15 protein-coding genes and 1 other annotated feature are annotated in these 14,639 nt (G+C 37.9%); of the genes, 1 reads left to right on the forward strand and 14 read right to left on the reverse strand.

All coding sequences use genetic code 11. The annotated features are described in order from the left end of the window. Positions 1-121: 121 nt before the first annotated feature. The 14 genes from sigF to BAZO_RS18770 form a co-directional block, all read right to left on the reverse strand. On the reverse strand, positions 122-880 hold the full coding sequence (sigF, locus tag BAZO_RS18705) for an RNA polymerase sporulation sigma factor SigF (protein ID WP_003333017.1): 759 nt from the start codon (positions 878-880) through the stop codon (positions 122-124). A 12-nt stretch (positions 881-892) separates the two neighbouring features. Continuing rightward, positions 893-1,333, reverse strand: a complete 441-nt coding sequence (gene spoIIAB, locus BAZO_RS18710) for an anti-sigma F factor (RefSeq protein ID WP_003333019.1) — start codon at positions 1,331-1,333, stop codon at positions 893-895. Continuing rightward, complete coding sequence (gene spoIIAA, locus BAZO_RS18715; protein ID WP_003333020.1) at positions 1,334-1,684, reverse strand: anti-sigma F factor antagonist; 351 nt, start codon at positions 1,682-1,684, stop codon at positions 1,334-1,336. Positions 1,685-1,812: 128 nt separating this feature from the next. After that, positions 1,813-2,982 (reverse strand): D-alanyl-D-alanine carboxypeptidase family protein, encoded by a 1,170-nt coding sequence (locus BAZO_RS18720; protein WP_003333021.1) that lies wholly within the window; start codon positions 2,980-2,982, stop codon positions 1,813-1,815. A 187-nt stretch (positions 2,983-3,169) separates the two neighbouring features. Then, entirely contained in the window at positions 3,170-4,471 is a 1,302-nt protein-coding gene (locus tag BAZO_RS18725) for a pyrimidine-nucleoside phosphorylase (RefSeq protein WP_003333022.1), read from the reverse strand. 78 nt (positions 4,472-4,549) lie between these two features. Next, the gene (gene deoB, locus BAZO_RS18730; protein WP_003333023.1) at positions 4,550-5,722 is read right to left on the reverse strand and encodes a phosphopentomutase; all 1,173 of its coding nucleotides are present in this window, start codon (positions 5,720-5,722) and stop codon (positions 4,550-4,552) included. Between the two features lie 195 nt (positions 5,723-5,917). Then, positions 5,918-6,808: a site-specific tyrosine recombinase XerD gene (xerD, locus tag BAZO_RS18735; RefSeq protein ID WP_003333024.1), complete on the reverse strand. Its 891-nt coding sequence runs from the start codon at positions 6,806-6,808 to the stop codon at positions 5,918-5,920. 26 nt (positions 6,809-6,834) lie between these two features. Next, positions 6,835-7,059, reverse strand: coding sequence for a YqzK family protein (locus tag BAZO_RS18740; RefSeq protein WP_003333025.1), 225 nt, complete (start codon positions 7,057-7,059; stop codon positions 6,835-6,837). Positions 7,060-7,269: 210 nt separating this feature from the next. Next, entirely contained in the window at positions 7,270-8,658 is a 1,389-nt protein-coding gene (locus BAZO_RS18745) for a glycine--tRNA ligase (RefSeq protein WP_003333026.1), read from the reverse strand. Between the two features lie 70 nt (positions 8,659-8,728). Next, positions 8,729-8,924, reverse strand: a binding site (T-box leader). A gap of 60 nt (positions 8,925-8,984) precedes the next feature. Beyond that, on the reverse strand, positions 8,985-11,114 hold the full coding sequence (locus tag BAZO_RS18750) for a peptidoglycan D,D-transpeptidase FtsI family protein (RefSeq protein ID WP_003333028.1): 2,130 nt from the start codon (positions 11,112-11,114) through the stop codon (positions 8,985-8,987). Positions 11,115-11,187: 73 nt separating this feature from the next. Next, the gene (fur, locus tag BAZO_RS18755) at positions 11,188-11,664 is read right to left on the reverse strand and encodes a ferric iron uptake transcriptional regulator (RefSeq protein ID WP_035197008.1); all 477 of its coding nucleotides are present in this window, start codon (positions 11,662-11,664) and stop codon (positions 11,188-11,190) included. Positions 11,665-11,811: 147 nt separating this feature from the next. Then, a complete protein-coding gene (gene spoIIM, locus BAZO_RS18760; protein ID WP_003333030.1) occupies positions 11,812-12,453 on the reverse strand; it encodes a stage II sporulation protein M in 642 nt (213 codons plus the stop codon). Between the two features lie 86 nt (positions 12,454-12,539). Beyond that, positions 12,540-13,736: an endonuclease Q family protein gene (locus tag BAZO_RS18765; RefSeq protein WP_003333031.1), complete on the reverse strand. Its 1,197-nt coding sequence runs from the start codon at positions 13,734-13,736 to the stop codon at positions 12,540-12,542. Continuing rightward, complete coding sequence (locus BAZO_RS18770) at positions 13,733-14,287, reverse strand: NUDIX hydrolase (RefSeq protein ID WP_003333032.1); 555 nt, start codon at positions 14,285-14,287, stop codon at positions 13,733-13,735. The genes BAZO_RS18765 and BAZO_RS18770 overlap by 4 nt, the downstream gene beginning before the upstream one ends. A gap of 127 nt (positions 14,288-14,414) precedes the next feature. Here BAZO_RS18770 and mciZ point away from each other — a divergent pair, with 127 nt between their 5' ends. Further along, on the forward strand, positions 14,415-14,633 hold the full coding sequence (mciZ, locus tag BAZO_RS18775) for a Z-ring formation inhibitor MciZ (RefSeq protein WP_003333033.1): 219 nt from the start codon (positions 14,415-14,417) through the stop codon (positions 14,631-14,633). Positions 14,634-14,639: the final 6 nt, after the last annotated feature.

Consider the following 14,639-nt stretch of genomic DNA (forward strand, 5'->3'; position numbering starts at 1 on the left):
CTCACTTCGTAAAGCTAAATCCTTGTATATGTAGTATGGATGTGGAATAGTTGCCTCATTCGGAAATCATCCGTCCAATAATTGGTTTCAAAAACAAAAAAAGGATATTTGACAATTAGCGTCAAATATCCATCTGCTCTTTCATTTGTTGAAGAATTTTTTTCTCAAGGCGCGAAACCTGTACTTGTGAAATCCCTAATCTTCCAGCCACTTCTGACTGTGTTTGGTCTTTATAGTATCGCAAATAAACTATTAACCGTTCTCTTTCATCCAAACCCCTTATAGCTTCTTGTAAAGCAATTTTGTCAAACCATTTTGCTTCCGAATGGTCAGCAATCTGATCAAGGAGAGTAATTGGATCACCGTCATTTTCATATACCGTTTCATGAATAGAGGATGGTGTACGGCTTGCTTCCTGAGCAAGAACAACTTCCTCCGGAGTAATTTCAAGCTCTTCCGCAATTTCTGTAATGGTCGGTGCTCTACCAAACCTTTTTGTTAAATCATCTTTTATTTTTCTAATCTTATTTCCAGTTTCTTTTAAAGAACGACTTACCTTAACGGTCCCATCATCTCGAATGAATCTTTGAATTTCCCCAATGATCATGGGAACGGCGTAGGTTGAAAACTTTACATCATACGATAAATCAAACTTATCTACTGATTTAAGTAAACCGATACAACCGATTTGAAACAGATCATCTGGTTCATATCCACGGTTAATAAAGCGTTGAACAACCGACCAAACAAGGCGCATATTTTTTTGGACGATTAAATCTCTAGCCTCCTGATCTCCAACTTGACTACGCTCAATCAATTCCTTCACTTCGTGGTCTTTTAAATACGTTTCACTATTTTGCTTTTTGACCTCCACATCCATAGGCAGATCTCCTTAATTACATAAAGCTTTACTATTAGCTAAGTATTTAGTTAAATGAATCGTTGTTCCTTCATGTAATGACGATTCAATTACCATATCATCCATAAAGTTCTCCATAATCGTGAAGCCCATCCCTGAACGTTCTAACTCAGGTTTTGTTGTGAACAATGGTTGTCTGGCTTCATCTAGGTCAGCAATTCCAATGCCATCGTCTTTAATTGTTATATGAACTGCTCCTTCATCAAGCGTGACAGAAATATACACTTCACCATCCGGATTGTTTTCATATCCATGGATTATGGCGTTCGTAACTGCTTCAGATACAACCGTTTTAATTTCAGTTAATTCATCTAAAGTTGGATCTAGCTGTGCAATGAAAGCTGCAACCGTAACGCGAGCAAAAGATTCATTCTGACTGAGTGCTGAAAATTTCAATTCCATTTTATTTTTCACTTAGGCCACCCCCAAAGTTTTTAGGGCATATTGCTCATCATCTACTAGGCGGATGATTTTGAATAACCCAGACATATCAAAAAGTCTTTTTACAGCAGGTGAAATGGAACATACAACCATTTCCCCTCCTTGACTTTGTATCTGTTTATAGCGGCCTAAGATTACACCCAAACCAGAACTATCCATAAAGGCTAGCTCTTCTAAATTTAAAACAATGTGATGAATATTATTTTTTTCAATTTCGTCTGAAACTTTATTACGTAAATTCTCTGCTGTGTGGTGGTCAAGCTCACCTTTTAAACGGATGAGCAGTACATCTTTTTTAGTTTCTAAATTGATGACGAGACTCAACTCAATTTCCTCCTAATCTGAAAGTCTTAAGTGAGTCTTTTCGCTATTCTTTAAAGGAATTCCTGCAACACGACAAAACTAGTGTTTATTAGTGTATATAAGTGTTTATTCGTATTATTTTTACAATGTTAATTTGAATATTTAGCAAAATCGCCAATCGTTCTCTTAAGTAAATTCCACCAAGTAGCGGCCTTTACCTCGGTATTTGCAACTAGAGGGCTTTCAACTAGGATTTTATCACCTTTTTTTAGAATGAGCTTTCCAAGTTCATCTCCTTTGTTGATTGGTGCCTTACTATTTTCATTGATTATAATCTCTTGCTCTACATCATCAACACTTTCGCCTTTTTTTGTTAAAAGAGATATAGGCTCTGATGTAACAGCATTGATCGTAGATTTATCCCCTTTTGACACTTTTACCTTCGATAGCGGCTGATTGCGTTCATACATTGGGTGTGTCCGATACTGACTAAATGCAAAATCTAACATTTTTGTAATCTGTCTGTTTCGGTCCTTCGGTGTTGGAGCTCCCATCACAACAGCAATAACTCTCATGCCGTCTTTCTTCGCTGTTGCCGTTAAGCAATATTTAGCTTCATTGGTAAAGCCTGTTTTAATACCATCAACTCCGGGATAAAATTTTACTAAACGGTTGGTGTTGACTAACCAAAACTTCTTATCGGTGTTCTCGCGCAGATAATCCTCATAAACACCTGTATATTTTGTAATTGAATCATACTTTAATAATTCTTTTGCCATGATGGCCATATCCCGTGCTGTACTATAATGTTCAGCTGCCGGCAACCCTGTAGGATTTTTGAAGCTAGTATTCTGTAAACCAAGTTCCTTCGCTTTGTTGTTCATCATTTCAATAAAACCATCATGGGACCCGGCAATATGTTCAGCCATTGCAACGGACGCATCGTTACCAGATGCAATCGCAATCCCTCTTAACATCTCATCAACCGTCATTTCTTCTCCCGCTTCAAGGAAAATTTGGGAGCCGCCCATTGAAGCTGCCAATTCACTTGTTCTTACCTTATCATTGATTTTTATTTTCCCTTCATCCAATGCCTCCATAATCAGTAACATCGTCATAATTTTTGTCATACTGGCTGGCGGCAGCTTTTTATCTGCTTCCTTTTCAAAGAGGACGGTTCCGGTGTCACGTTCGATTAATATCGCAGATGATGCATCTTCCGCCAAATCGACTTTTGTTTCTTCTGCAAATCCTGTCGGTGCAAATAGTGCCAACAAAAATATAAAGCATATTAAAATCTTTGAACCTCGTTTTTTCATGTTATCTCCCTCCTTTTTTTTAGAAAACATACTAACCTTAGGATAAAATCTTCATACACGACATTTTTTCCATAATTTATCATTTTATACCAAAATTTACGTTTATTTATTTTTTGTAATATGGGGACGGTCCTCTTGTTCCAACAAAAGAGAGCATCCCATTGGAATGCCCTTTATTGATTCACTATTATGAAATTTTATCGTAAATTAATGGTGGTGTCTTTGTTTCAGTAGGAGATATTGTAAAACTTTGATATAGCAGTTTTTTTATTTCATCGACATTTTCAAAGTTGCTATGGAGCGTTGCCACTGATTCTCCTTTTTCTACTTGGTCTCCTACTTTTTTTCGAAGTACGATCCCTACTGCTAAATCAATCTTCGAGTCTTTCGTTGCCCTACCGGCTCCAAGCAACATCGCAGCCTTTCCGACCTCATCAGCAATAATCGATTCAACCCAGCCACTTTCCTTCGCTTCTAATTCGATTTTGTATTTTGCTTTTGGAAGCTTCATTGGATCATCTATAAGCGATGGATCCCCTCCTTGAGCTGCTATGAACGTCTTAAATTTCTCAAGGGCCTTTCCAGATTGGATCGCTTCTTCTAACATTTTATGTGCTTCTTCTAAGGAGTTTGCTTTTTTGGCGAGAAATACCATATAGCTGCCAAGTGTGAGGCAAAGTTCGTATAAATCCTTTGGTCCCTTCCCTTTCAGCGTGTTGATAGCTTCTTCAACCTCTAATACATTGCCGATTGCATATCCTAACGGCTGGCTCATATCCGAGATCACGGCCATTGTCATGCGGCCGACATTGTTTCCGATATCAACCATCGCTTTTGCTAGTTTTTTTGCGTCTTCTATATCTTTCATGAAAGCTCCTGCTCCCGTTTTAACATCCAAAACAATCGCATCAGCACCTGCCGCAATTTTTTTACTCATAATCGAACTTGCGATAAGTGGGATTGAATTAACGGTTGCGGTTACATCACGGAGACCATAGAGCTTCTTATCGGCTGGTGTTAAATTACCGCTTTGACCGATCACGGCTACTTTATTTTTGTTTACTAAATCGATGAATTGTTTGTTGTCGATTTCAACATGAAAGCCTTTAATTGATTCCAATTTGTCAATCGTACCGCCGGTGTGTCCTAAACCGCGTCCCGACATTTTTGCAACCGGGACACCTACTGAGGCTACAAGGGGGGCCAATACAAGTGTCGTTGTATCACCAACACCGCCTGTTGAATGTTTATCAACCTTAATCCCTTCGATCTCAGAAAGGTCTATTTTATCCCCGGAGTCGACCATCGCTAATGTTAATTCTGCCCGCTCTTTCTCTGTCATTCCCTTGAAATAGACAGCCATGGCGAAGGCACTCATTTGATAATCCGGTATCGTTTCATTAGTATAGCCTTCAATCATAAAACGGATTTCTTCTTTTGTTAACTCCTGACCATCCCGTTTTTTTTCAATTAAGTCCACCATTCTCATTTGAAAAACTCCCTAGTTTTTAATCTTTTTATATTACCTGAACCAGTTCTTTAACAAACGTTAGATTAATTATTCACTCTAAAGAATATCGAGAAGGCTATTTCCATACTTTGGCAGTGGAACTCCGAAATTATCGGCAACAGTTGCACCAATATCTGCAAATGTTTTTGAGATCGGCAACTGTTTTCCTTCCGTAATCCCCTTATGGTAGATGAGGAGTGGTACATATTCCCTCGTATGATCTGTACCTGGATGAACTGGATCATTACCATGATCAGCAGTAATCATTAATAAATCATCATCATTCATTAAATCGAAAACTTCGCCTAGTCGTTCGTCAAATTCCTCCAATGCCTTTCCATAGCCAATTGGGTCACGGCGATGCCCAAATTTTGCATCGAAATCGACTAAATTTAGAAAGCTTAAGCCAGTAAAGTCCATTTTAAATGTATCATTTAGACGGTCCATTCCATCAAGGTTTGATTTCGTTCGCAAGCTTTTTGTAACACCTTCGCCATCATAAATATCCGAAATTTTCCCGACGGCAATAACATCAAATTGATTATCCTTCAATTCATTCATGACTGTCCGGTCAAATGGTTTGAGTGCGTAATCATGGCGGTTCGCTGTTCTTTCGAAGTTTCCAGGTATCCCAATAAATGGGCGGGCAATGATGCGTCCAACCATATACTTTTCATTTAAAGTAAGCTCTCGGGCAATTTCACATATTTTATAAAGCTCGTCCAACGGTACCACTTCCTCATGGGCAGCAATTTGTAGGACTGAATCAGCTGATGTGTAGACGATTATACTGCCCGTTTCTATATGCTCTTTCCCTAGTTCAACAAGTATTTCCGTCCCAGAAGCGGGTTTGTTCCCGATTACCTTACGACCGGTACGAGTTTCGATTTCATCAATTAACTCTTTTGGAAACCCTTGTGGGAATGTTTGAAAAGGCGTATCAATATTAAGACCCATAATCTCCCAGTGTCCAGTCATTGTATCCTTCCCAACTGAAGCTTCTTGCATTTTTGTATAATGAGCTAATGGGCGTTCCGCAACGGGTACACCTTTAATTTCTCTAATATTGCTAAGACCGAGCTTTGCTAAATTTGGCATATTTAAGCCATTCATACGCTCGGCAATGTGACCTAGTGTATCTGCGCCTTTGTCACCAAATTTTTCAGCATCGGGGGCTTCTCCGATACCAACTGAATCCATTACGATTAAGAAAACCCGTTTGAATTTCATTTTATTCCCTCCAATCAAATCGCCTTGACGTAACTACTGCTAAATAAAATTAAGACCTTTAATACTATTCCCTTTGATGGAACTAATTACTATGATTATATTTATTATCTGACGTCAGACCTTGATACTCTTGCCTCATTTTGTTTATGCAAAGATTAAGTTTAGGTCTTTGGTGTTAGAATACTATCCACAAAATTAGGCCCGTGGATGATAGGTCTTATATATATCTGTTAATCTAGCTTTTGAAGCTTGTAAATATATTTGAGTTGTTGAAATATCGGCATGCCCGAGCATTTCTTGAACTGCTTGAAGGTCTGCGCCATTTTCCAAAAGATGAGTAGCAAAGGAATGCCTCAGCGTATGTGGCGTAAGTTCTTTTTCTATATTTGCATCCTTTCCTATGCCCTTAAGAATCTTCCAAAATCCTTGCCTTGACAGCCTTTGGCCATGGTGATTTACAAATAAAGCCTCATTTTCCTTATCTTTAAGTAACTTCCCCCGTGCATTTTCAAGATAATTTACTAATACAGTTGTTGCAATTTTTCCTAATGGAATGACCCTTTCTTTTTTCCCTTTTCCACTGCAACGAACAAATTGTAAGGAAACATTCACATCTTCCAGATTCAAAGAAACTAATTCCGATACTCGAATTCCGGTGGCGTATAGCAACTCCAACATGGCCTTATCGCGAACCCCATATTCATTATCCTCTTTAGGTGTATTCAATAAAGTCTCTACCTCAGCTAGTGTCAGCACCGTAGGCATTCTTTTCTCAAGTTGTGGGGATTGAATATGAAGGGTTGGATCTTCCATCGTAATTTTTTGGCGGAGTAAAAATTGATACAACGCCCGTATTGATGATAACGTTCGGGAAATGGATGAAGATGCCTTGCCGTTTTCTTTTAAAGATGCTAAATAATTGAATATGTGAATTCGACCAACCGCATCGAATGATTGGAGTTTTTCGGCTGTTTCAAGATATTTTATATATTGTTTTATATCCCTGCGATAAGAATCAACCGTATTTTTAGCAGCCCCATGTTCAGTCAATAAATATTGTAAAAATTCTTCTAAGTGGTCATTCATAAAAACTGGAACTCTCCTTTAATGACTTACTCCCCGTTTTGATAAAAATAAATAAGACGATCAACCCATGTAGGTGTAAAATCTTTTGCTTGAGCAGATACCTTTAAAGCCCCGCCCTCCGGCTCATCATAACGGTGATATTGTTCGTACTCTTGATTTATCCAGATAATTCCGAAATAAAAAAGCAATGTACAGCCCGTAAATAATATAAAAACTTTTAATGTATCAAAGGCAATTTTTAAAATTGACATGTCTCATTCCTCCAAAATCAATAAAAATAGTGTCAAGTGTACAACCCTATATTTAAAGATATGTCAACAATGAGAAATTTTATACATTGTGGAAAAAAGAAGAAAGTATTCCTTATTCTAAACTACAGAAAAATCAAGGATTTGTAAATATAAGGAGATATAAAAGAGGATGTCCAAAGCATTTTTGAACACCCTCTTTTTTACATGAAATTAAAATTTGGTTTTTTCTTCAATAAATTTCTTTAAATCTGCGATCGGCATCCGTTGTTGTTCCATTGTGTCACGGTTACGTACCGTTACCATATTGTCTTCTTTAGAATCAAAGTCATACGTAATACAGAATGGTGTCCCGATTTCATCATGGCGGCGGTAACGTTTACCGATGGAGCCAGATTCATCAAAGTCGACCATGAAGTAGTTAGCCAAATCTTCGAAAATTGCACGTGCCTCATCAGACAATTTTTTAGATAAAGGTAGGATCGCTGCTTTGTATGGTGCTAAAGCAGGGTGGAAGTGCATTACAGAACGAGTTGTGCCGTCCTCTAGCTCTTCTTCATCATAAGCATCCACTAAAAATGCTAATGTTACGCGGTCTGCCCCGAGTGACGGCTCAACACAGTATGGAATAAAACGCTCATTCGTTTCTTGATCATGATAGTTGAAATCTTCACCAGAGAATTCCATATGCTGTTTCAAATCGTAATCTGTACGGGAAGCAATACCCCAAAGTTCGCCCCAGCCGAATGGGAATTTATATTCAATATCCGTTGTTCCATTACTATAGTGAGAAAGTTCTTCTTCTGAATGCTCACGAAGACGCATATTTTCTTTTGTCATTCCTAATGCTAATAGCCAGTTTTCACAGAATTTTTGCCAGTATTCATACCATTTTAATTCTTCACCCGGTTTACAGAAAAATTCCAACTCCATTTGTTCGAATTCTCTTGTACGGAAAGTAAAGTTTCCTGGTGTAATCTCGTTGCGGAAGCTTTTACCGATTTGAGCAATTCCGAATGGCAATTTCTTTCTCATTGTGCGTTGAACGTTTTTGAAGTTAACGAAAATACCTTGTGCTGTTTCAGGACGTAAGAAGATTTGGTTCGCACTTGATTCAGTCACACCTTGATGTGTTTTAAACATAAGGTTGAACTGACGAATAGATGTAAAATCCTTGCTGCCGCAGTCAGGACATGCAATATCATGCTCTTTAATAAGTTCCTCCATTTTTTCAAATGGCAGGCCATCAACAACCAGTTCAAGCCCTTTTTCATCTAATGCATTTTCAATTATTTTATCAGCGCGGTGTCTGGCTTTACATTGTTTGCAATCGATCATCGGATCATTGAAATTGCCAATATGTCCTGATGCTTCCCATGTTCTTGGGTTCATAAGAATCGCTGCATCTAAGCCGACATTGTAGGGAGATGCTTGCACGAATTTTTGCCACCATGCTTTTTTCACATTATTTTTTAACTCAATTCCTAGTGGACCATAATCCCATGTATTTGCTAAACCACCGTATATTTCAGAGCCTGGAAAAACAAAGCCCCGATGCTTCGACATTGCGACTATTTTGTCCATTGTTTTTTCTACTGCCATTACCATGCACTCCTTAGATTAAATAAATATACATATAAAAAAGCTCCCATCCCTAAGCCAAAAATATCAGCTTAGGGACGAGAGCATTATTCCCGCGGTTCCACCCTAATTAGTACATTGCAAAACGGTATAGCTTTACCAATGCACTCACTTTAAAATAGTTAACTCCAGACTGCCGTTTCACTGAATTTCTTTACAAGGCTTTCACCATCCCTTGCTCGCTAAAAAGAGATTGTTCAGCTACTATTGTCCTTCATAGTTTTAACCAAATATGAATTTGTAAGATATCATACCAATTAGGTAATGAAACGTCAAGACCAAGTTTATTATTGTTGAATATTTTCTGCTTCTGTGTTCGTATTCGCAGTTGTATTTCCGGATGTATCATTCCCTGTCTGTTGATCTTCAGTTGACGGTGTCGCTTCTGATTTCTTCAGTTCAAAATAAGCATCCATTATACGACGGCCAATATATTTATTAATCGGATGTTTATCAGAGCTTACCCATGGAACTACAACGGAGAAAGCGACCTCTGGATTATCGAATGGAGCATAGCCGACTAAGCTCAAATTATACGTACTTGCTCCATAATATTCTCTTTTTGGCCCGTAATATTGACTCTGCGCTGTACCCGTTTTTCCCGCGGGACTGTATGGTGCATTACCAAAGTAGGCATAGGCCGTCCCACCGGACTCTTGATACACTTGACGGAAACCTTCCTGCACACGCTTCACATATTTTTCATCCATATCCACTTTATTTAACACATCTGGTTTAAATTCGTATTGCACATTACCCATTTCTGTATCATTGGTTGGCTTTCTGATTTCTTTCACGATAATCGGCTTCATCCTGTAACCGCCGTTAGCTATTGTTGACACATATTGCGCCATTTGTAGTGGTGTATAGGAATCATACTGCCCAATACTCATAAATAGCAACAAACCCGGCCTAGTTTCTTTTCCGATATAACCACTCGCCTCATTTGGCAAATCAATACCTGTTTTTACTCCTAAGCCAAATTGGCTGAAATAATAGCGCATCATATCAAAATATTTTGGTTGAATATTTAATGGTTCATTGTAACGGTATACAGCATTTGCCATATTGATTGTAGTTTTAAACATATAAACGTTTGAAGATTTCTTTAATGCTGTTAAATCATTGATGGAACCCATTCTTGTATAAGATCCTGTTAATTTCGTTCCCTTAATTTGAAGCGGTTCATCATACAGAAAAGTGCCAGGCTTGATCGCACCTGTTTGGTAGCCCGTTAGGATCGTAGCCCCCTTTACAGCAGAGCCCATTTCGTATTGACTTGTCATTGTTCCGATTGCAAAATCTTGAACTTCGAGTTTCCCGTTATTAGTAACGAGCTGCTTACCCGCTAATGAAAGAATCTCACCAGTTTTCGGATTCATCATGACAACGAAAGCACGGTCCATCAAATAGTTGCCGACCGTCTTTTTCGCTTTCATTAATTCTTCTTCAATAATTTGTTCAACCTTCTTTTGAAGCTCCATATCAAGGGTCAAAATAAGGTCTTGGCCGCGTTCGCCTTCTGACACAACCTCTGTGTCAAGGATATTGCCGCTTTTATCTTTAATGAACTTAACCTTTTCTTTACTTCCTCTTAAAACATCCTCATATTGTTGTTCAATATAACTTGCCCCGATTCTATCATTCCGGCTGTAATCCCGTGCTAAATAATAGTCTATTTTTTCAGCTGGGAGGCCTTGGGTTACATTTCCTAAAATGGTTTGAAAGGTCGTGCCATAATTATATTTCCGATCCCAGTTTGTCATAATATCGATTCCAGGGAGTTCACTTAAATGCTCACTAACAACCGCAAATTCCGTTTGGGAAACATGGTCCTTGACAATATTTAAGGTGAGATCATAGCCACGGTCTAATTCCCGTTTGATTTTGAAAACTTCAAGCTCCTCTGGAGTAAAAACGGATATGTCCTCTTTTGTTATCCGTTTGAGTTGTAATTTATACAGTTCATTATCCTCAAGCTCCTTGAATTCCTTTTCGGTATACTTTTCTTTTGCTTTTTCAGGGAACTTAATCAGCCAATAATCCTTTAAATCACGTTCATCCTTTTCTGAAATATCATTGATAGGCATTTCAATATATTTTGCTAATTGAGTCGCGACTTTCAATCTTTCTTCATGTGAAGTACCGGGCATGCGAGAATATACAATCGCATTTACTGGCTCATTATCAACAATCGTTCTCCACTTACGGTCATAAATTTTCCCGCGCGGAACTGGATTTTCGACAATTATATTCTCTGTTCTTTCAAGCTCTTTTGTATATTCCTCTCCATTAACAATTTGAACAACTCCCAGTCTCAAAATAACTATCGAAAACAGGAGAAAAACTGAGAAAAATAAAAAGTTCAAACGAAACGGGATATGGGATTTCTTTTTTGTATTATCATGATTCGTCATTTATAGTCATCCTTATCTTTTCTAGCCCTTTACGTATATTAATACATTATACCATAAAAAAATAACCTGCCTTCTATTCAAAGGCAAGGTTTTTGTATTTTTCTTTCGCTTCTTTCCCATGGCAGCGATGACATACACCATGGAAGGTAAGACGGTGATCTTTGATTTTAAAATTCCAATCTTTTTCAATTATTTTTTCAACTTCACCTAATAAATCCTCTTGAACTTCATCCACAGCACCGCATTCCATGCATACTAAGTGATGGTGGAAATGGGCAGCACCCTCTTTTCTTAAATCATAACGGGCAACTCCGTCTCCAAAATTAATTTTATCCACTATTTTTAATTCTGTTAGTAACTCCAACGTACGATATACTGTCGCTAATCCTATTTCAGGATATTTTTCTTTCACGAGGAGGTAAACATCTTCAGCACTAAGATGATCTTCTTCATGCTCTAATAAGACCCGGACGGTTGCTTCACGTTGTGGTGTCAATTTATAACTTTGAGAATGCAGCTGCTTTTTTATTCTTTCTATTCTTTTTTCCATAGAAGATTCCATAGAAGACCCCTCCCTCGTTCTCAATTATCATTATAGTCGATATACGAAAAGGGTGTCAAATTAGAATTATACTAAATTCTAAAGGTTAATTTAATTCCCTTATTAAAATTATTCTAAATTGATCAGAAAATCAATCTAATTATAAATGACATCGATCACATTTTTCATTAGAATTGGAGAAACATAGGCTTCAAAAGAGGAGGCTACACTGATGATTAATAAAATGCCGGCCATAACAAAGGAATACCGTACAAAATAAGGGAATATTGGTTCATTTACCTTTTTAACAAACTGCTTCCGGATCATCCTAATTGAAAAGGAAATGGCAGCCGTTGCGATAAAAATAAACCCTGGAACTAAAATCAAATTTTGCGGCATAACCGAAACAAAGGATAATAAAAATCCGTACCAGCCCATTTGATTCACTAAGAAACCAACTGTAAAACCAACGACAATTCCTTTTAAGAACAGTAAAATTAATATGATTGGCAAACCGATAATGGATAAGCCTAAAATCCACATTAATCCAACGTACTTGGCATAGTGAATAAAGCTTTGTTTAAACATTAATGAGGCATTGGCAAATTCACCATGTGATACTTGTCCGAAGAAGCGGCTTAAGTAATAGTATAGGTCCTCCTTTTGTGAATAGCTTAAGCTGTTCACGATGATCGCCCCAAAAATGACTCCTATTAATAATAAGACAGTCGTAAATAAATAGATCGATGAGTTTTCTCGAAAATGATTCATAACGACTGATTTTAATGTGCGGTTCATAAAAAATCCCCCTCAAAAAACAATAAGTAGAGCTTTACTGTATTCTATGAGGTTTTGGGAATTCTATGACTCTATTTTTTGAGCATTCATTCTATCCTTATTTTTCCGTAGCGTCCACCACCGCCAGCTGTTACTGATAACTCCCCTTTTCTTGCCTGCAAAATCATCTCAGCAATACATGAGCTTACGATTTTTTGCAGCTCTTCTTTAGGAACAAAATGAATAATATTCATTTCTGTCCCAAAATGGTCGCGCAGTTTTTCCAACGTTTTCGGTCCAAGCTTTGGGATAAAATCCAATGGGACTTGATGGATATAGGGAGGACGTTCTTCTATTTTTATTTTCTCTACCAAATGTCCCTGCTCTTTTTCCTGTACCATTTTTAGCTCAAGTAAACGTTCGTATACCCCTTTTGTCATTCCTTTATGTCCACAGGCTGGACAGCATTCCCAGTTGTCCTCTAATCGTGTCAAGCATTTCGCACATGTCGTTCGATGATATTTACCGAGCCTTGGGTCCAGTCCGTAGTTCGCAAAAATTTTCCGGTCCTGTTTATTCGCTAGAGCCAGTTTTAATTCAGAAAAAGTAGGGCGATCCATTCGAATGGCTTGGTACTCTCTAGCAATTTTCCCTAATGAATGGGCATCAGAATTAGATAAAAACGTAAACTGATGGAGTTCCATTAATTGATCGGCCATTTCGGTATTGGAACTAAGCCCAAGTTCCACTGCATCTATTAATTTCGGGTCTAATATTTCCGTAAGTGATACGTTTACACCTACACCATATAGACTTTTGAACGGTGTAAAAACATGAGCCGGAATAAACAGACCGCCTAACTGCTTCACTTTTTCTTGAAGATTCCGCCCTGTTTCATAGATGCGCTGTGTACTTAGTGTGATATTTTTCATCCGCTCTTGTAACCAACCACTAAATGTCTCCATAATAGCTAAGGTTGGGAAAAACGCCAACACATGAATGGGTCCATGGCAAGTCTCATCATAAACTTCTATCTCTGAGCCTAAAATTAAAGTAACATTTGAAAAACGAAGGCCGCCTCCTTCTTCTTCAACTACTTTTTCCTCTTCTATTAAGACCTTTAATTCCTGTAGAACCTCCGGAACATGACAATCAATCACCCCGATCATATCCATTCCTTTTATAAAAGAGGCTTCATATAAAATATTTTCAATTGTTAAAGACTTCGCCCCCGTAATTTTTACGGGCCGTCCAGTTTTTGTTCGCCCAATATGGATATGAAGGTCTACGAAAAATTGCTTCATAATAATCCCTGACTTTGCTTCAACTGTAAATATTGAACGGCGTAAACAGTCTTAGCATCATATATTTTATTCTCTTCTATTAATGTCCCGGCCTCATCAAGGGTAACCTCTAGCAAATCTAGGAATTCATCATCGTCCAAACCCGCGGAATTTTCTAGCTTTTCTAACCGATCTGTATAGTAGACATGAACGATTTCATCTGCAAAACCTGGTGAAGTATAGAAAGATTGAATATGCTTAATAGAGTCCGACTTATAACCCGTTTCCTCCTCCAATTCACGCCGGGCGCAGTCAAATGGTTTTTCTCCCGGCTCAAGTTTTCCCGCCGGAATTTCATAAATAATCATATCAAGCGGTTTTCGATATTGGCGAACTAATAGCAGTTTTTTTTCATCTGTTAACGCAATAATCGCAACAGCTCCGGGGTGCCTTACAATTTCTCGTTTACTTGTATGCCCATTAGGGAGCTCGACCTCATCCAAACTAACCTTAATAATATTACCATTGTAAATTTCTGTAGATGATAATGTTTTTTCTCTTAAATGTTCCATATTTTTGCAACTCCTTGTTCTACTTCTCATCAATCTATCATAAAGTCTACCATACCAAAAGAAAAGCAAAAGCGCCCGTTCAGCGCACGACAGGACTGGAGCTAGACCGTGAAAAGGAGACCTATTTATGAAGATCTATGTTCAAAACAACAGCTTTAAAATGGTAGGAAAAGTAAAAGAAATTCGAGCCATGCTAAAAGAATATAGCCAGCATTTTACTTCCGTAAATGAATTGATTGAAAAAAATAATCATACGTATACGATCGTTTCTACTTCTACCAATAAGATGCCAAAACGCTCGCAATATTATTTACTGTTTCCTCAAAAAAATAAAAAACTGCCATAAAGACAG

Origin of the sequence: Schinkia azotoformans LMG 9581, from assembly GCF_000307855.1 — a bacterium.
Lineage (GTDB): Bacteria > Bacillota > Bacilli > Bacillales > Bacillaceae_J > Schinkia > Schinkia azotoformans.

Bases quoted from the DNA above. Each gene is read 5' to 3' on its own strand.
- spoIIM (WP_003333030.1), bottom strand. From the start codon at position 12,453: ATGAACCGCACATTAAAATCAGTCGTTATGAATCATTTTCGAGAAAAC.
- sigF (WP_003333017.1), bottom strand. From the start codon at position 880: ATGGATGTGGAGGTCAAAAAGCAAAATAGTGAAACGTATTTAAAAGAC.
- BAZO_RS18745 (WP_003333026.1), bottom strand. From the start codon at position 8,658: ATGGCAGTAGAAAAAACAATGGACAAAATAGTCGCAATGTCGAAGCAT.
- fur (WP_035197008.1), bottom strand. From the start codon at position 11,664: ATGGAAAAAAGAATAGAAAGAATAAAAAAGCAGCTGCATTCTCAAAGT.
- BAZO_RS18770 (WP_003333032.1), bottom strand. From the start codon at position 14,287: ATGGAACATTTAAGAGAAAAAACATTATCATCTACAGAAATTTACAAT.
- BAZO_RS18720 (WP_003333021.1), bottom strand. From the start codon at position 2,982: ATGAAAAAACGAGGTTCAAAGATTTTAATATGCTTTATATTTTTGTTG.
- BAZO_RS18725 (WP_003333022.1), bottom strand. From the start codon at position 4,471: ATGAGAATGGTGGACTTAATTGAAAAAAAACGGGATGGTCAGGAGTTA.
- mciZ (WP_003333033.1), top strand. From the start codon at position 14,415: ATGAAGATCTATGTTCAAAACAACAGCTTTAAAATGGTAGGAAAAGTA.
- BAZO_RS18740 (WP_003333025.1), bottom strand. From the start codon at position 7,059: ATGTCAATTTTAAAAATTGCCTTTGATACATTAAAAGTTTTTATATTA.
- deoB (WP_003333023.1), bottom strand. From the start codon at position 5,722: ATGAAATTCAAACGGGTTTTCTTAATCGTAATGGATTCAGTTGGTATC.
- BAZO_RS18765 (WP_003333031.1), bottom strand. From the start codon at position 13,736: ATGAAGCAATTTTTCGTAGACCTTCATATCCATATTGGGCGAACAAAA.
- BAZO_RS18750 (WP_003333028.1), bottom strand. From the start codon at position 11,114: ATGACGAATCATGATAATACAAAAAAGAAATCCCATATCCCGTTTCGT.
- xerD (WP_003333024.1), bottom strand. From the start codon at position 6,808: ATGAATGACCACTTAGAAGAATTTTTACAATATTTATTGACTGAACAT.